A 15,081-nucleotide genomic window follows, 5' to 3' on the forward strand; every position below is an offset into this window, starting at 1 on the left:
TGCCGCCTTTTCACGATGGCGGAATGAGAGCATGAAGACATTCGAAGTGGCGGTGATCGGTGGCGGTCTCGCCGGCATGATCGCTGCAATCGCGCTCGCCCGCGGCGGCCGCAGCGTGGCGCTGGTGGCGCCCGTTGCCGCAAAGGAAGACAGGCGCACCACGGCGCTGATGGATCAGTCGATCCGCTTCCTCGACCGCCTGACGCTCTGGGAAAAACTGCGCCCTGCGGCCGCACCCCTGACGAGCATGCGCATCATCGACGGCACCGACCGGCTGCTGCGCGCTCCGACGACGACTTTCCGCGCGGTCGAGGTCGGCCTCGATGCCTTCGGTTACAATTTTCCCAACAAGGTCCTGACCGAGATCCTCGAAGCGGCGGCGGCCGCCGAGGGCAATATCACCCGCTTCCCCGATATGGCCGAATCGATCGGAATATCGGCCGAGGCCGTGTCGATCACCCTTGCCGGCGGCGAGACGGTGACGGCCGATTTTGCCGTCGGCGCCGACGGCCGCGGCTCGAAGCTGCGCGAGACGGCAGCAATCGACACCCGCAAATGGTCCTATCCGCAGTCGGCCATGGTCTTGAATATCGCCCATTCGCTGCCGCACCAGAACATCTCGACCGAATTCCACACCAAACATGGCCCCTTCACCCAGGTGCCGCTGCCCGGGAATCGCTCCAGCCTCGTCTGGGTGCAGGATCCGGCCGAAGCGGCAGCCCGGATGGAATTGCCACTGGCCGAGCTGGGCTCTCTCGTCGAGGCGCAGATGCAGTCCATGCTCGGCAAGGTCGAGGTGGAGGAGGGCGTCCAGGTCTGGCCGCTGTCGGGCATGATGGCGCACCGTTTCGGCAAGGGGCGAATCGCGTTGATCGGCGAAGCCGCCCATGTCTTCCCGCCGATTGGGGCGCAGGGGCTGAACCTCAGCCTGCGCGATATCATGGCGCTCACCGATATCCTCTGCGACAGGGCTGAATTGCCGGTGCCGGCCGATGCCGGCGAAAGCTTCGACCGCAAGCGCCGCGCCGATATCATGACGCGTACGGCCAGTGTCGATCTTCTCAACCGCTCGCTGCTTTCGGATTTCCTGCCCGTTCAGATGCTGCGGGCCGCCGGCCTGCATATTCTCTCGGCCATTCCGCCGCTGCGCAGCATTGTCATGCGCGAGGGCATCGAGCCCGGCCGCGGCTTGCGCGATATTCCGGGTGCCCTACGGGAAAAGCTGAAGCGGAAGAAGGCCTGAGCGGATCGCGATCAGCCAGAGCGAAACGCTGACCACCGAAAGCACCGTCGTGATCAGGATCGTCGCCGAGGCGCGCTCCTGCCAGACGCCATATTGCTGGCCGATGACGAAGACATTGGTCGCCGTCGGCAGGCTGGCAAGCAGCACGGCGGCCTGGATCCAGACCGGCTCGAAACCGCCAACCACCGTCAGCGCGATGAACACCGCGGTCGGATGCAGGATCAGCTTCGCCGGCACGATAAAGGAGATCTCGGCCGGAATCCGCTTCAGCGGCCGTAGCGCCAGCGTCACGCCCATGGCAAAGAGCGCGCAGGGAGCCGCCGCCTGAGCGAGGTAATCGACGAGGCGCTGGAAGGCCAGCGGCTGGTCAATATCAAGCGCGGCCACCGCAAAGCCTGCCGCCGTCGACAGGATGAAGGGATGCAGTACGACCTTCCGGGCGATATCGGCGACAAGCCGCCCCGCTGAACGCTTGTCGTCGCCCGCCGCTGCCATCAGTGCCGGCGCCACGATGAAATGCAGCGCATTCTCGAAGCAGATGATCAGTGCCACCGGCACGGCGGCAGCTTCGCCGAGCGCGAGCAGCGCCAGGCCCGGGCCCATATAGCCGATATTGCCATAGGCGCCGGCAAAGGCCTGGATGGTGCAATCGGCGAGCGAATTGCCGCGCACGACGCGGCCGACGGCAAACAGCATGATGAAGACCGCATAGGTCGCGGCGATATCGGTGACGATGAAATCGACGCGCGTCAGCTCTTCGATCGGCGTGCGCGAGACGAGCTTGAAGAACAGAGCGGGCAGGGCGGCATAGATGATGAAGGTGTTCAGCCAGCCGAGCGCTTCGGCCGGCAGCTTCGTCGCCTTGGCAGCGATATAACCGATCAGGATCAGGCCGAAGAACGGCAGTAGCAGGCTGACGATATCGGCCAAGAGGTCTTCCAGTACGCGGGGATGATCGGCGGGTCAGGACCTGACTTACGCAATTCCAGCGAAACTGTGTAGCGGTTTGGGCTGCGAAATTGCGGAAGAACAAATCGGTAGAGCGCTTTCGTCATTTCAAGGAAAGACGGAAACGCTCTACAGGTGGGACGTGCCTGACCAGAGCGATCAGTAGTCCCAGAAGGCCGCTACCCAGCGAAAGGCGTCGCCATCGACCGCCACCCGGCCGACGGACGGGAACGGCAGGTGAGTGGCCACCAGCTGCTCGCCGGTCTCCGCCAGTTCCCGCAGAAGACGGACCCGAACGCGAGCCGCCTCCTCGGGGTCGTGTTCGAAGCCGTTGTACCAGTCGGGATGTTCAAATCCGACCGCGAACACGGCGTCGCCGGCAAACATCAGCCGGTCCCCGCCAGACGCCAGGCGGATCACGCTGTGCCCGGGAGTGTGGCCGCCGGTGCGATGGACGACCACGCCCGGCGCTACCTCGTACTCGTCGTCGAACAGCCTGAGATGGCTGCGATACTCTTTGGCGAACCGCTTGGCGGTCGCCCGAAGCGCGTCCGGGAACCCCGGCGGCATGGAGACCCGGGAGAAATCGGGCGCCTCCCAGAACTTGACCTCGGCCGCCGCCACGTGGATCCGCAGGTCCGGACGCAGCTGGTCCTTCACCCCGTCGACGAGCAGCCCGCCAATGTGGTCCATGTGCATGTGGGTAAGGACTACGTCGGTCACCGACGCAAGATCGATGCCGGCGGCTTCCAATCGCTTGATCAGCTGCCCGGCCCGCGGCAGGTGCAAGTCCGGGTCGATCCCCAGCCCGGCGTCGAGGAGTATGGTCTGGTCGCCGCTGCGCACCACGACCACGTTCAGCGCCCAGTCGAAAGCATCCGCAGGCAGGAACATGTCTTTCAGCCAGGCCGCTCGGACGGCGGGATCGATGTTGTGTCCCAGCATCGCGGTTGGGAGCGGCAGCACGCCATCGCTGACCACCAGCACCTCAATCTCGCCGACCCGCACCGCGTAGCGCGACGGAACCAATTCGTCGAGCCGAGGTATGCCGGTGTGTGCGGTGTTTTCCAGGCTCATCTTTGTCTCAAGGTTCATGTTCGTCTCCTTCTGACCGCCGCCTTAAACACGGCATCGACGACGCTACATGGAGGCGTGTTTGCGATCGATTGGGTCGAGGGATAAGGGCGGGTGGGGCCGAGGGACAGGGCAAGCCATACCACGGCATAGGTGCGGGCCTTGCTTTTTACTGCCGGCGGCGTGCTGATGAGCGCGGAGTTGACCAGATCAGCGAACGCGGAAAGCCTGCTGCATAGCCAGAAAATCGGCAACCCGTGGCCTAGCCGATCTGCATCAGGATCGGGAAGGTTTGCTGGAACCAGATCGCCACATCGCTGACCCATCCGAACAGGAAGGCGAGGCCGGTCAGCACGAGAAAGACGCCCATCACCTTTTCCACAGTGCCCAGATGGCGGCGGAAGCGCGACAGGAAGCGCATGAAGGCGCCGGAAAAGCCGGCGGCGATCCAGAAGGGGATGGCAAGGCCGAGCGAATAGACGGCAAGCAGCCCGGCGCCGGAGCCGACCGTCTCGCGCGAGGCGGCGACACCGAGGATCGCGCCGAGCACGGGGCCGATGCAGGGCGTCCAGCCGAAGGCGAAGGCAAGGCCCATAATATAGGCCCCCGTAAGCGTCGCCGGCTTGCCGCCGCCCTGGAAACGCGCCTCGCGGGCAAGCAGGCCCAATCGGAAGACGCCGAGGAAATTCAGCCCCATGACGATGATGATCAGCCCGCCGAGTTTCGACAACAGGTCGAGATGCTGGCGAAGCGCCATGCCGATACTGGAGGCACCGGCGCCGAGCGCCACGAAGACGGTGGCAAAGCCGAGCGTGAACAGCAGGGCGGAGAACAACACGCCGCGCCGGACGTCGGGCGCAACCGCAACCGCACCACCGCCGCGGAACTGCTCGACCGAAATGCCGGCCATGTAGCAGAGATAGGGCGGGACGAGCGGAAGCACGCAAGGCGACAGAAAGGAAAGCGCCCCGGCTATCAACGCGCTCCACAGGGAAATATCGGCAATCGACACACATTCTCTCCGGCTGCTATCTGCGTGATGTTCCTAGCTTTGCTGGTCCGGCATTGCCAATCACCTTTTTGCGCTCGGCAGCAATTGCCTTGCGCGCGCAAGAAATGTGCCGATCGCCGAAAAAACCCGAATTTTTCGGTTGACCGCAATGGGTCGCCTGCCTATGTTCCGCCCACTTCCAGCCGGGGTGCTTCACACCCACGGAGAGGGAGAGCGTAGCTCAGCCGGTAGAGCAACTGACTTTTAATCAGTAGGTCTCGGGTTCGAACCCCGACGCTCTCACCAACAATTTCAAAAATGTGTTTTTCGATTTGGTGTCGCCGTCCGGCCGCCACTAAATCATGTGGCATGGCGACCGATACTGAATCGAATCCGCAGCAGCCACCACGCTATATGAATCTGGCAAAGCCTAAGCGCTACCTTACCCACCAATGAGCCTGTCGGCCGCTGCCGGCGTCGTCCCAAACGTACAGTCCCTGCGAGTGTGGCTTTGTTGCTACAGCTATTTGTTGGTGAATATTATATTGTGCTTGTATTCTAATGCATGGGGTACAGAAAATGAAGTTGACTATCGCCACCACTTTCCTCGCACTTGTCGCATCGACTGCTTTTGCAGCGGATGCCGTTCAGGATATTCCGGCCGCTCCCGTTGCGGCTGCCCCTGTCTTCACTTGGTCGGGTCCGTATTTCGGTCTCGATGGCGGCGCCGGATGGCTTAACGGTGATTTCGACTTCGGCGGCCCCAGCGCTTCTGAGGATTTCAATGGCGGCGTCTTCGGTGGGTTTGCGGGTTATAACTTCCAGTTCGATAGCATTGTCGTCGGTATCGAAGGCAACCTGGAATACAACTGGAATGAGAAGGAAGTCCTGGGAGCGGACATTGGGACGGACTGGGCCGGCGCCGTTCGCGGTCGTGTTGGCTACGCCTTCGACAAGGCGCTGATCTATGGCGCAGCTGGCTGGACCGCTACGCGCGGCTACGTTGATGTGCCGGGATTCGACAAGGAAACCGAAACCTTCAACGGCTACACCGTCGGGGCTGGCGTCGACTTTGCCATCACCAACAACATCTTCGCCCGCGGCGAATACCGGTACAACGACTTCGGCAAGAAAGACATTCTCGGTGTTGATGTCGATCTCGACCAGCACGAAGTCAAGTTCGGTCTCGGCGTGAAGTTCTAACAACTGTCGGCTAGTCAGAAGCGCGAAAGCTCCGTCAACTTGGCGGGGCTTTTCTATTTGGCGCCGTAACGCAGGCAACCATTTTTTGATCAGCACAACTGCGAAAAGGCCAGCCTATCCTCGTCGCCGCGAGCAAGAGGCTGCGAGGGCAGGATAACGCGGCGGTTTGTCAAATCGGCCAAAAATGCAGGAACCAACTTCCACTGCTTCCCGTTCTCTCCTCATCGACAAACAGGAGAAATCGATCATGGATTGGAATCGTGTGGAAGGAAACTGGAGGCAGGTGAAGGGCAATATCAAAGAGCAGTGGGGCAAACTCACGGACGATGATCTCGACCAGATCGCCGGCAAGCGCGACCAACTGGAAGGTAAGATCCAGGAGCGGTATGGCATCGAGAGGGATCGCATTAGACGCGATATCGATGACTGGTACGGTCGGCAGACTTGGTAGTGCCTGAGCAAGAACCCGGTGAAAGCCGGGTTCTTGCCGTCATTCTTCAGCTGATCTCATGACTATCCACCAAAAGCCAATAGAAGGGCGCCGCCGGCGATAAGCGCAAGGGCCGGCCAGTTTTTGGATAGGCCGAGGAATCTGAGGCCTTGGCGCCGTGGTTCCAGCGTCGTGCCGCCTTGCGGCAGTTGATGCGGATCACTCGGCTTTCGACCAAGCACCGACGAAAAGAGGAAAAGCAGTCCGCCGATGATGAGAGCGGCTCCGGTCAGGATGACCCACATGGTGGCCTCCGCTGTGAAGAGAATATGGGTTTAAACCGAATTCGGCCTTGATCGTTCCGTGCGTGCCTGCTCAATGCCTTCCGGCTTTTGCGCCTCGCCCGCATCGTAAGCACAGCGTTTTTGGCCCCGGCGCAGATGCGGATCGGCGATCGCCCTTCACACATTCCACTTTCGGAACCAAAAGCGCCTGCACCGAATTTGACCCCTGAGCGATCTTGGAGGTCCCCTGATGGACAAGACACCGAAGATGGCTATCCGCGGAATGATGTTATACGTGCTGGCTCTACTCGTCCTCGGTGTTCTGGCGGGCGCCGTGTACACAATCTACGGCCATCCCGGCGATCCGTCCGAGCGACCTGCTGCTGAGACGATTCCGCAAAAAGCCACGCCTCCGCAGTGAGATAATTTCGTCCTTCGAGAACAAACGATGACCGCTAAGGCCTCTGCCAGATCCGGCGTGCACCCGGTCAGGTCGTGTTGAAAAGCCTGCGTTGGACTCCACAAGTCCAGCAAGCGGCAACGAACATTGCTTTGGAAAGCAAGGCGGGAAATTCTGTCGCAAGTCCTTCCAACCAGTAAAGAGCCAAATTTATAGGGGGAACAACCTGCGACACCGAAATCGGTGCCGGGGTCTGGATCTATTGAACTGCCGTTCCAGATGCCATCGGGCAGGTCTGCCTGGAACGCCGGGATATTGCGTCGGGCAATCGGAAAGAGGAGTCTGCGGATGAAAGAACACGCGGTCGTGATTTCCGGAGGAGGTCCGACGGGGCTGATGCTGGCAGGCGAATTGGCGTTGGCGGGCGTTGACGTCGCCATCGTCGAACGCCGCCCGAACCAGGAGATTGTCGGGTCCCGGGCCGGCGGCCTGAGTTCGCGCACGCTTGAGGTTCTCGACCAGCGTGGAGTGGTCGACCGGTTCCTCGCGGAAGGCCAGATCGCCCAGGTCACCGGATTTGCGGTCACGAGGCTGGATATCAGCGATTTTCCGACCCGGCACAATTACGGGCTGGCGCTGAGGCAGAAGCACATCGAGCGCGTTCTTGCCGGCTGGGTCGAAGAACTGCCTGTGGCGATCTATCGCGGCCGTGAACTGACGGCTTTCGCGGAGGACGATACCGGCGTCACCATCGAACTCTCCGATGGCGCGTCGCTGAGGGCAGGCTATCTCGTCGGCTGCGATGGCGGCCGCAGTCTGGTTCGCAAGCTGGCCGGCATCGAGTTTCCGGGATGGGATGCGACGACCAGCAACATTCTCGCCGAGGCCGAAATGGAGGAGGAGCCGCCGCTCGGCGTGCACCGTACGGCGCTCGGCATGCATGCATTCGGCCGGGAGGAGTACGAAATCCGCGACGGCAAGGTCGTTTTTTCAAGTGAAGGTCCGGTCAACGTCATGGTGACCGAAAAGACGGCCGGCGGCACGAGCGAGCCGACCCTCGGCGATCTCAGGCAAGCCCTGATCGAAACATGCGGGACGGATTATGGCATCCATAGTCTGAGGTGGATTTCCAGGTTCACCGATATGTCGCGGCAGGCGGCGGCTTACCGCAAGGGCCGGATTTTCCTGGCCGGCGACGCCGCGCATGTGCATTCTCCAGTGGGCGGGCAGGGCCTCAACACCGGTGTTCAGGATGCCGTCAACCTGGGCTGGAAGCTGGCTCAGGTGGTGAAGGGAATATCGCCGGAAAGCTTTCTCGACACCTATCATGCCGAGCGCCATCCGGTGGCCGCCCGCGTGTTGCGCACGACGATGGCGCAGGTCGCGCTGCAACGGACCGATGACCGCACCGAAGCCTTGCGAGACATGGTTTTGGAGCTCCTCGCCATGGAGGAGAACCGAAAAAAGATCGCCGCCGAAATGTCCGGGCTGGCCATCCATTACGACCTTGGCGAGGGGCATCCGCTGCTCGGCCGCCGCATGCCGGACCTTGACCTCACCACATCAGATGGCCCTCTGCGCGTTTATGCGCTGCTCCAAAATGTGCAACCGCTGCTGTTGAATCTCGCTGCGCCCGGCAGCCTCGACATCGGGCCGTGGTCTGGCCGCGTCCAACTGCTTGACTCCAGCTATGACGGCGTATGGGAGCTGCCGGCGTTGGGTGCGGTCTCGGCCCCAACCGCCGCGTTGATCCGGCCCGATGGCTATGTGGCCTGGGTGGGCGAGGGGACGACGGATGGTTTGCACGAGGCGATGACGACCTGGTTTGGACAGCCCGCCTAAAAGCCACGAACTTTGGCTAAGCGGCCAGAGGCATCGAACCGCAATCCGATATCGTCTCGGCCTCCGGCATGGGTTTGCCGCGGCGCTCCCATGTCCGGCGACTGATGCCGAAAGCCTCCCAGGGGCGCGCTTGGCTAAAGGAATTGGCGAGATAGTCGGCTCTGGGGCGCGCGCCTGCGGCACGGCGTTGCTCGTCTTTCCGGCTTCTGTCCCGCTGCCGCCGCTTTTCCTTTTGCAGTTTTGCTCTATTTCCCTTTGGTACATCGAAGGCGCCGATCGTGCGGATATCGAGGGCGCACCTTTCGGCATAGCTCAAATGCAGAGCGTGACCGAGAGCGTCGGCCGACAGCGGGGAAAAGCGCACCTTCGTCCGCTCGTAGATGATCTCCTCCACGTCGGCTTTCCCGGCCCAGGGAAGCCATCGCGCCGCCCAGCCGAGTACAACGTCCACGAACTCTTGCCCGAATTCGACAAAGGCGAGGCTGGCGATCACCTCGACATAGATCAAAGCATCATCCGCCTCGGGCACGATATCTCCATGGCGATGCCTGATCAATTTTTCGATCTCGCGCATCCGGCCACGGAAATGGTTCCAGCGGCCGCCTCGCGCTCGGCGCCGGACCGCCTTGTACCCCAGCAGGCAGTCGCCGACTTTGACGGCTGAAACATCCCGGGCGAGATCATCCGAGTGTTCGGCTTTTACAGCCCGCTTGTCGGATTGGGTCGCTTTTTCCTGACCAAGACGTTCCATCGATTTCCCTCGCGACCGGCCTCGCGAAGGCCGAAACGCGTGATTGTAAGGGAAGTCGAGGGGGGTGATGTAGCCTGGCCAACCGACATTTTTTTGGATTGTAGGCGAAAAGTCGATGGATCGCGGTTCGGCCCTCGGCGGACAACACGCGCAAATAGCGTCCGGCCAGCCAAAGCCACCAGAGACAAGTCGCTCCGAAGCTTATCGATCTATCGGCGCCAGCGGTCTCATCTCCACCTGATTGCCAAGGAGAGAAAGGCCCCTCGCCACAATTTACATTAGTCAGCGAAAGCCGAAGAAGCTCAAAACCGCGAGCACAATGACGACAGCGCCGACAATCCAGATCAAATTGTTCATTGGGAACCGTTCTCCTGTTTGAATTGAGCCAACACGTGACCCGTTCACTTAACTGCGGGGCAGGCTCGGAGTTCCCTAACCATTTCTATTGCTGCAGCGCGCCTCCTCTCAATGACTCAGCCATACCACGGCTGCTCCCTGCGGCAATCGCAGTGAGGCCGTGCACCAATGTCGGCCGGGGGCGCCTTAATAGCTGCACGAGCGCGCATTGCCGGGTCTGAAACCACCCGCGCACGCCGGGTTGATCGAGGTGTCCCGTTGATACTGGAAATCTTCACGATCGTGCTTGCCAGGCGAGGTGCAGGAAGACGCGATCGCGGACACGCCGAGCAGCGCGCCGATGGCTACAAATGTCAGAAATCGGTTCATCTGGGCTCTCCCTTGCGGAATTGATCTTGGTCATAGTCTACCGTGCCGTACCAGCCTATACGAAACTTCCGGCGCTATTGATCACGCTTGGCTGAACACGTGTGCGATGGATCAATCGACCTTGAGCTTGTGCGTTTGAACCTCGATCTCTGATCGATTCCCTCAAGATAATCTCATCGGGCTATTCTGCCGTTATGGAAGTAGTTGCGGAAGCTTTTGACTAAATGCAGGCGATTTTATCTTGAATAAATCAAGGATTTTCAGTAATATTATCCCATAAAAAAGTAATATAAATGGGAGGTTACTATGGCGGAAACTCGGTTCGATCCGGTTTTGCTTCATCGTCAGCATTTCATCGCTGAGATCACATGTCTCGATGAAATCATCGATTTTCTCGATGAATGGCCGGAGGAGAAACGGGGCCTGGCATATGACACGCTGTTGAAGGCGTGCCGGGACACGGCCAGCGGCCGTTTCCCGCTGAGCGCTGCGCGCGAGAATTTCCGGCGGTTTCTGAAGATGTCGGGTGTGCTTGCCAAGGTCGAGGGCGCGCCCAAATTCGAGCAGCTGATGGGTGATCGAAATATCGGCAATGCTTGATACGATGGAATGAGCAAAAACGCGCCGTCACATCATGTGCGGCGCGTTCTGGTTTTAACGTCGGCTGCCGGCCGAACACCTATTTCTCAGCGACAATGCTTGGCGACGAGCATCAACAGGCAGAGGCGATCCCGGGGATCTCGACAAATCTCAGGCAGTGGCGCCATTCGCCCAGTCACATCGGAACACCATCACCGGCTTCGAAAAGCCCTTGAGCCGTCGGCGCGAGGCGTGACCGAAGAGATCGGCGGCGCCATGTTCCCGAAAAATGTTCTCCGAGACGAGGATCTGGTCGCTGGATGCGGCCGCACAGAGCCGTGCGGCGAGCTGTACGGTTGAGCCGAATAGGTCGTTGCTGTCCTCGACCGGCTCGCCGCAATCCAGCCCGATGCGGATATGGATCGGCTCGGTGTTTCCGCCGTTGTAACGCAGGAATTCCTGCTGGATTGCCATGGCGCATTCGACGGCCGCGGTGGTGGCGGAAAAAGCCGCCATGATGCCGTCGCCGGTGTGCTTCACTTCGCGGCCTGAGGTTTGGCCGAGGCATCGGCGCACGATCGCGTCATGGGCCCGCACCATCTCAGTCCCGATGCGGTCGCCGAGCCGCGCTGTCATCTCGGTCGAGCCGACGATATCGGTGAAGAGAATGGCCCGGTGGCCGGGATCCACTTGCGCCGAGGATTGGCCAGGCGCCAGTTCAGGGTCATGAATTCGGCCGAGAAAAGCCTCGACCGCTGATAAGGCGACCTCGACGACCTCGTTGGCGACCAAGCCATGCGCCTCACGATGCACACATTGGGCGGTTTCCATATCGGGCGCATCCACGAGACAGAAGGCGGTTCCGCGCCGCTGGTCGAACCAATAGGTGAGGAACTTGACGCCGTAACGATCCTGAATGTCGAGATCCATGCGATGCGCCTGGGCAACGTCGGCTGCCGACGTTCCCTCGAGAAGGTGCCGGTCCATGAAGATTGGCATGGCGCGTCCTCCGAGATCGCCGTTTGCAAGGCATAGTACGATCTGGATGCTTTTGCGTCCACCTTTGGTACAATCAATGAATGATTTATTGAGGTTGTTGCTTCGAGAAAAGTCGCGGCGTTGCTGCAATTCCTATAGAATACTAAGGAAATCCCGGTTTTTAATGAGTAGGCTTGGCCGGAGAAGCCTGATATTTACCATAATCAGTCGTTTGATAACCAATCGTGGGGTTCTCGAAGCCGATCGGACGCTTCAAGCGTTGCATGTTTTCAAGGCGCCTGCCTGGAGGCGCACGGAGATACGCCCGTTCCCGCCGCCATCGGCACGCAAATTGCATCTTTAACTCGTAAGCTCACCGAAATTGGAAAAGCTGTAGAAAAGTGAGACAGACGGCAAATTTTCGACCGGTCGGCTTGGCCTCAATGGGGCTCGGCCATTATGCCGTTATTAACTCTGTGTGGGACGCCGCGCGCACGCTGCTGCACGACTGGCCGGTCGATGACGGCGAAGATTATCTCGAAGCCGTGAAGTCATGCCTGGATGCAATTATCGGCGATCTCCCGCCGGAAGAGGTGCGCGCATCCTTCATCAGGGCTGCGCAGGAAGCCGGCATCGCCGTCATTGAAGCTGCGGACTGAACGCCCGCCCCGATCCATTTTTTGAACGAGATCCTCCCAACTTGACTTTTCCAGCCAAACGTCTAAAATGGAACAAAACAGGAACATTGGAGATGGTCATGACACATACGGAACAAGTGATCGCCAACGCCCTAGCCCTTGTCGAAGCCTCCCGTGCGGCGCGCGAGCGCGATCAGCTGCGCCGCGCCGCCTGGCAGAGAAAGGTCGAACTCAGCCGGCCGCTGCCGCCCTTGCCGCGTCCGGTTCAATTGCCATTGGCGCTGAACTGATGCGACCGGCAAAGGTCCTGGAACCCGATCCGGTTTGGCCGGATCCGGCGTCGCCCGATCCTGCTTGGCCCGATCCTGCTTGGCCCGATCGAGCTTGGGAAGTCGAAGCCGTGTTGGCCTGGCATGACGACAATGCCAAGGCGGCGATCCGCTCGCTGCTCGACGACTGCAAACATCTCCGCCGGCAACTGGCGCTGGCGGAGCGGGCGATGAGCCGCGGGATGACCCGCGGTTGGACGCCGCGATACCAGCGCGACGCCCTCTGAACATCAGTCCTGCCCGCCGTTTCAGACACTCACGAAGGGCGCCGAACTCGTTGTCGGATCTGCGCCCAGCCACCGGCGACGCACAATTCAGAGCCTAGGATCGATCCGGGAAAGCCGGCTGCGATGATGAAAAACCGGCAGCATCAGGCGGCAGTCAAGTCGCTGCTGCGCAGCCTCTACGGCCGTGTCGGTCGAACCCAGTTCGTCCCTCATCGAATTTCTCTCTCATCAAACACCGGGTGACGCGCGCGTCGACCTCGGAAATTCGCGTAGTCGGGCGACGGCTCGGCGTCGGCTTGGCGCTCACGCATCATGCTCGAAACCGACATTTGCCAGATAGGCTTCCAGCGCCCAGGTATCGGCCGCTGAAACGATGGCGCCGACATAACCGTCCGGACGCACCAGCACCCAGTCGCCTGGGGCCAGGCCATAGGCCTCGCGGAAATGCCCGCCTTGATCCATCAGGTCGGCACGTTGGCAAATCCTGCGGATATGCAGCCCTGGGCGCAGCGGTATCGTGAGTTGCTCGACCTCATAACCGAGCAGCGTCCAGTGCGTGCCCCTGAACAGTTCGAACAAACGTCTCGGCTGGCCGGCCGCACCTGTGAGCGGTGCATCCGGTGCACGGTCGCCTGCCAGCAGGCCGGCGCGACGCTCCGGCTTTTCCAGCGCGAGGGAAGACTCGGGATAGCCGATATCGAGTTGATGGACCTCGCGCCCGCGCCGCATCTCGCCGCGCTTCAGAGCATCGAGAAGACCGGTGGCAAGACCAAGCATCGCCGCGGCGATCGGGCGGCGCTCTTCCTCGTAGCTGTCGAGCAGCGCGTCCGGGGCGCCGCCGGCGACCGCCGCCAGTTTCCATCCGAGATTATAGGCATCCTGCACGCTGGTATTCAGACCCTGGCCGCCGGTCGGCGGATGCGTATGGGCGGCGTCGCCGGCCAGGAACACGTGGCCCTGCCGGTAGCGATCGGCAAGCCGGGCATTCATGTTGAAGGCCGATGCCCAGGAAACCGACTGGATGGTGATGTCAGCCCGGCCGGTGCGCTCCTTCACCAGAGCGGTCAAGCCTGCCTCGGAAAGATCGATATCGCCTACGAGCGCAACAGGTCCCTGGATCTGGAACATCTCGGTGCCGGCGAGCGGGCAAATCGAAATCTGGCGCTGCATGTCGCCTTCGCCGAAGCGATGCCACGCGTCGCGATCGAGGCCGGTCAGCATGACATCGGCGACGATGGCGCGCACGCCGAGCGTCTTGCCGGGAAAGCCGATATCGAGCGCGTGGCGCACGAAGCTGCGCCCACCATCGGCGCCGACGAGCCAGCGCACGCGGATGGTCTCTTCGCCGGATCGGCCCTTGAGCCGCGCCGTTACTCCCGCATCGTCCTGTTCGAAGCCGATGAGTTCACATCCGAATTCCGGGCGGTGCCCCAGCTCGAGCAGACGATCGCGCATCACGCCCTCCGTCAGGAACTGCGGCACCATCAGCGGCAGATGGTAAGGTTCGGCAGGCGTCGGCGCTTCATCCAGCACGAAGTCGGAGTCGCTGAAGCTCCCATCGTCGCGATACTCCCGCTGCCTGGGATAGGCGCCGCCAAGCGCGACGATCCGGTCGAGGATGCCGAGATCTTCGAAGACTTCCTGTGTGCGCGGCTGGATGCCCTTGCCGCGGGAGCCGCGGAACGGGTCGTTCATTTTCTCGATCAGGCGGAAATTGACGCCGCGCCGCGCCAGCTCGATTGCCAGCGTCAGCCCGGCCGCACCGGCGCCCGATATCAGCACGTCGATTGTAGAATTCGATGTCATATTCATCTCCATATGTGTATTATGCACACAATAGGAGAATCGATATGACGGCGTCAACAAGAAATGTGCAAAATACACATATGTCGGAAAAACTGCGCGAACTGCATGGGGCTTTGATCGAGATCGTCAGCGTCATGAACCGTCCGCAGCGCGACGAGCAGATGGTGCGCGAGGCCGGCATTTCGCTCGACCGCGCGCTGTTTCCGCTATTGGTCACGGTGGAACGCCTCGGTCCGATCGGCGTGGTCGAACTCGCCGACCGCGCCGGGCGCGACTACACCACTGTCAGCCGTCAGGTTGCCAAGCTCGAAAGCCTCGGCCTGGTCGAGCGCCGCGGAGGTGCCGCCGATCGCCGCGTGCGCGAGGCGGTCATCAGCCCGAAGGGCAAGGCGATGACCGATCGCATCGACGTGGCGCGCGAAAGGATCGGCCGCGCCATCTTCGAGCGCTGGGACGAGCACGAATTCAATGAGCTGGTGCGGCTGATGCGGAAGTTTGCAGAAGATATCAGTGGCGATCTCGGCGACAGCACGCCGGCCTCGCATGACGAGCGCGAATGATGCGCGCGTAGCCATTGCACCGGCGTGTCTCCAATGCTTTTCTAGCGCCTCTGCAATTCAACGCTCTCCGGT

At 61.1% G+C, this 15,081-nt stretch carries 18 protein-coding genes and 1 tRNA gene; 11 read left to right on the forward strand and 8 right to left on the reverse strand.

The features are described from left to right. Positions 1-31 precede the first annotated feature (31 nt). Complete coding sequence (locus tag RLEG4DRAFT_RS19125; protein ID WP_003579117.1) at positions 32-1,243, forward strand: UbiH/UbiF family hydroxylase; 1,212 nt, start codon at positions 32-34, stop codon at positions 1,241-1,243. Here the strand turns inward: RLEG4DRAFT_RS19125 and RLEG4DRAFT_RS19130 are convergent. The 3 genes from RLEG4DRAFT_RS19130 to RLEG4DRAFT_RS19140 all read right to left on the reverse strand — a co-directional run bounded on the left by RLEG4DRAFT_RS19130 (position 1,211) and on the right by RLEG4DRAFT_RS19140 (position 4,277). Continuing rightward, positions 1,211-2,173 (reverse strand): AEC family transporter, encoded by a 963-nt coding sequence (locus RLEG4DRAFT_RS19130; RefSeq protein WP_003579118.1) that lies wholly within the window; start codon positions 2,171-2,173, stop codon positions 1,211-1,213. The genes RLEG4DRAFT_RS19125 and RLEG4DRAFT_RS19130 overlap by 33 nt on opposite strands. 177 nt (positions 2,174-2,350) lie before the next feature. Further along, positions 2,351-3,286 (reverse strand): MBL fold metallo-hydrolase, encoded by a 936-nt coding sequence (locus RLEG4DRAFT_RS19135; protein WP_003579119.1) that lies wholly within the window; start codon positions 3,284-3,286, stop codon positions 2,351-2,353. A gap of 241 nt (positions 3,287-3,527) precedes the next feature. Beyond that, positions 3,528-4,277, reverse strand: coding sequence for a cytochrome c biogenesis CcdA family protein (locus tag RLEG4DRAFT_RS19140; RefSeq protein ID WP_003579120.1), 750 nt, complete (start codon positions 4,275-4,277; stop codon positions 3,528-3,530). A gap of 209 nt (positions 4,278-4,486) precedes the next feature. Here RLEG4DRAFT_RS19140 and RLEG4DRAFT_RS19145 point away from each other — a divergent pair. From RLEG4DRAFT_RS19145 to RLEG4DRAFT_RS19155, 3 genes are all read left to right on the forward strand, one after another. Next, a tRNA-Lys gene (locus tag RLEG4DRAFT_RS19145) sits at positions 4,487-4,562 on the forward strand. Positions 4,563-4,835: 273 nt separating this feature from the next. Continuing rightward, positions 4,836-5,459 (forward strand): outer membrane protein, encoded by a 624-nt coding sequence (locus tag RLEG4DRAFT_RS19150; protein WP_037094679.1) that lies wholly within the window; start codon positions 4,836-4,838, stop codon positions 5,457-5,459. Between the two features lie 247 nt (positions 5,460-5,706). Then, positions 5,707-5,910 (forward strand): CsbD family protein, encoded by a 204-nt coding sequence (locus RLEG4DRAFT_RS19155; protein WP_003579122.1) that lies wholly within the window; start codon positions 5,707-5,709, stop codon positions 5,908-5,910. A 62-nt stretch (positions 5,911-5,972) separates the two neighbouring features. On the opposite strand, the gene RLEG4DRAFT_RS19160 is transcribed toward RLEG4DRAFT_RS19155, so the two are convergent. Continuing rightward, on the reverse strand, positions 5,973-6,194 hold the full coding sequence (locus RLEG4DRAFT_RS19160) for a hypothetical protein (RefSeq protein WP_003579123.1): 222 nt from the start codon (positions 6,192-6,194) through the stop codon (positions 5,973-5,975). 229 nt (positions 6,195-6,423) lie between these two features. On the opposite strand from RLEG4DRAFT_RS19160, the gene RLEG4DRAFT_RS40930 reads away from it, so the two are divergent. Both RLEG4DRAFT_RS40930 and RLEG4DRAFT_RS19165 read left to right on the forward strand, forming a co-directional pair. Beyond that, a complete protein-coding gene (locus RLEG4DRAFT_RS40930) occupies positions 6,424-6,594 on the forward strand; it encodes a hypothetical protein (RefSeq protein WP_003579124.1) in 171 nt (56 codons plus the stop codon). A gap of 327 nt (positions 6,595-6,921) precedes the next feature. Further along, entirely contained in the window at positions 6,922-8,415 is a 1,494-nt protein-coding gene (locus tag RLEG4DRAFT_RS19165) for an FAD-dependent monooxygenase (protein WP_003579125.1), read from the forward strand. 16 nt (positions 8,416-8,431) lie between these two features. Here the strand turns inward: RLEG4DRAFT_RS19165 and RLEG4DRAFT_RS19170 are convergent, their stop codons facing one another. Further along, positions 8,432-9,166, reverse strand: a complete 735-nt coding sequence (locus RLEG4DRAFT_RS19170; protein WP_003579126.1) for a hypothetical protein — start codon at positions 9,164-9,166, stop codon at positions 8,432-8,434. A gap of 543 nt (positions 9,167-9,709) precedes the next feature. After that, positions 9,710-9,892, reverse strand: coding sequence for a hypothetical protein (locus RLEG4DRAFT_RS19175; protein WP_003579127.1), 183 nt, complete (start codon positions 9,890-9,892; stop codon positions 9,710-9,712). Between the two features lie 306 nt (positions 9,893-10,198). Between RLEG4DRAFT_RS19175 and RLEG4DRAFT_RS19180 the strand changes: the two genes are divergently transcribed. Further along, the gene (locus tag RLEG4DRAFT_RS19180) at positions 10,199-10,492 is read left to right on the forward strand and encodes a DUF982 domain-containing protein (protein WP_003579128.1); all 294 of its coding nucleotides are present in this window, start codon (positions 10,199-10,201) and stop codon (positions 10,490-10,492) included. A 150-nt stretch (positions 10,493-10,642) separates the two neighbouring features. Here RLEG4DRAFT_RS19180 and RLEG4DRAFT_RS19185 read toward each other — a convergent pair whose 3' ends face one another. Continuing rightward, positions 10,643-11,470: a nickel-binding protein gene (locus tag RLEG4DRAFT_RS19185; protein ID WP_003579129.1), complete on the reverse strand. Its 828-nt coding sequence runs from the start codon at positions 11,468-11,470 to the stop codon at positions 10,643-10,645. A 380-nt stretch (positions 11,471-11,850) separates the two neighbouring features. Here RLEG4DRAFT_RS19185 and RLEG4DRAFT_RS19190 point away from each other — a divergent pair, with 380 nt between their 5' ends. The 3 genes from RLEG4DRAFT_RS19190 to RLEG4DRAFT_RS19195 all read left to right on the forward strand — a co-directional run bounded on the left by RLEG4DRAFT_RS19190 (position 11,851) and on the right by RLEG4DRAFT_RS19195 (position 12,643). Next, the gene (locus RLEG4DRAFT_RS19190; protein WP_003579132.1) at positions 11,851-12,108 is read left to right on the forward strand and encodes a DUF982 domain-containing protein; all 258 of its coding nucleotides are present in this window, start codon (positions 11,851-11,853) and stop codon (positions 12,106-12,108) included. 98 nt (positions 12,109-12,206) lie between these two features. Then, the gene (locus tag RLEG4DRAFT_RS39735; RefSeq protein WP_010069037.1) at positions 12,207-12,377 is read left to right on the forward strand and encodes a hypothetical protein; all 171 of its coding nucleotides are present in this window, start codon (positions 12,207-12,209) and stop codon (positions 12,375-12,377) included. Next, positions 12,377-12,643 carry a hypothetical protein gene (locus RLEG4DRAFT_RS19195; RefSeq protein ID WP_003579134.1) on the forward strand — a complete coding sequence of 89 codons (267 nt, stop codon included), beginning with the start codon at positions 12,377-12,379 and terminating at the stop codon, positions 12,641-12,643. Before RLEG4DRAFT_RS39735 ends, RLEG4DRAFT_RS19195 begins: the two co-directional genes overlap by 1 nt. 303 nt (positions 12,644-12,946) lie before the next feature. On the opposite strand, the gene RLEG4DRAFT_RS19200 is transcribed toward RLEG4DRAFT_RS19195, so the two are convergent. Further along, a complete protein-coding gene (locus tag RLEG4DRAFT_RS19200) occupies positions 12,947-14,449 on the reverse strand; it encodes an FAD-dependent oxidoreductase (RefSeq protein ID WP_003579136.1) in 1,503 nt (500 codons plus the stop codon). Positions 14,450-14,493: 44 nt separating this feature from the next. On the opposite strand from RLEG4DRAFT_RS19200, the gene RLEG4DRAFT_RS19205 reads away from it, so the two are divergent. Beyond that, positions 14,494-15,009, forward strand: coding sequence for a MarR family winged helix-turn-helix transcriptional regulator (locus RLEG4DRAFT_RS19205; RefSeq protein ID WP_003579138.1), 516 nt, complete (start codon positions 14,494-14,496; stop codon positions 15,007-15,009). The last annotated feature ends 72 nt before the right edge of the window (positions 15,010-15,081 follow it).

The organism is Rhizobium leguminosarum bv. trifolii WSM2297, from assembly GCF_000271845.1.

Bases quoted from the DNA above. Each gene is read 5' to 3' on its own strand.
- RLEG4DRAFT_RS19205 (WP_003579138.1), top strand. From the start codon at position 14,494: ATGACGGCGTCAACAAGAAATGTGCAAAATACACATATGTCGGAAAAA.
- RLEG4DRAFT_RS19200 (WP_003579136.1), bottom strand. From the start codon at position 14,449: ATGACATCGAATTCTACAATCGACGTGCTGATATCGGGCGCCGGTGCG.
- RLEG4DRAFT_RS19175 (WP_003579127.1), bottom strand. From the start codon at position 9,892: ATGAACCGATTTCTGACATTTGTAGCCATCGGCGCGCTGCTCGGCGTG.
- RLEG4DRAFT_RS19135 (WP_003579119.1), bottom strand. From the start codon at position 3,286: ATGAACCTTGAGACAAAGATGAGCCTGGAAAACACCGCACACACCGGC.
- RLEG4DRAFT_RS19150 (WP_037094679.1), top strand. From the start codon at position 4,836: ATGAAGTTGACTATCGCCACCACTTTCCTCGCACTTGTCGCATCGACT.
- RLEG4DRAFT_RS19125 (WP_003579117.1), top strand. From the start codon at position 32: ATGAAGACATTCGAAGTGGCGGTGATCGGTGGCGGTCTCGCCGGCATG.
- RLEG4DRAFT_RS40930 (WP_003579124.1), top strand. From the start codon at position 6,424: ATGGACAAGACACCGAAGATGGCTATCCGCGGAATGATGTTATACGTG.
- RLEG4DRAFT_RS19185 (WP_003579129.1), bottom strand. From the start codon at position 11,470: ATGCCAATCTTCATGGACCGGCACCTTCTCGAGGGAACGTCGGCAGCC.
- RLEG4DRAFT_RS19170 (WP_003579126.1), bottom strand. From the start codon at position 9,166: ATGGAACGTCTTGGTCAGGAAAAAGCGACCCAATCCGACAAGCGGGCT.
- RLEG4DRAFT_RS19195 (WP_003579134.1), top strand. From the start codon at position 12,377: ATGCGACCGGCAAAGGTCCTGGAACCCGATCCGGTTTGGCCGGATCCG.
- RLEG4DRAFT_RS39735 (WP_010069037.1), top strand. From the start codon at position 12,207: ATGACACATACGGAACAAGTGATCGCCAACGCCCTAGCCCTTGTCGAA.
- RLEG4DRAFT_RS19165 (WP_003579125.1), top strand. From the start codon at position 6,922: ATGAAAGAACACGCGGTCGTGATTTCCGGAGGAGGTCCGACGGGGCTG.
- RLEG4DRAFT_RS19180 (WP_003579128.1), top strand. From the start codon at position 10,199: ATGGCGGAAACTCGGTTCGATCCGGTTTTGCTTCATCGTCAGCATTTC.
- RLEG4DRAFT_RS19160 (WP_003579123.1), bottom strand. From the start codon at position 6,194: ATGTGGGTCATCCTGACCGGAGCCGCTCTCATCATCGGCGGACTGCTT.
- RLEG4DRAFT_RS19155 (WP_003579122.1), top strand. From the start codon at position 5,707: ATGGATTGGAATCGTGTGGAAGGAAACTGGAGGCAGGTGAAGGGCAAT.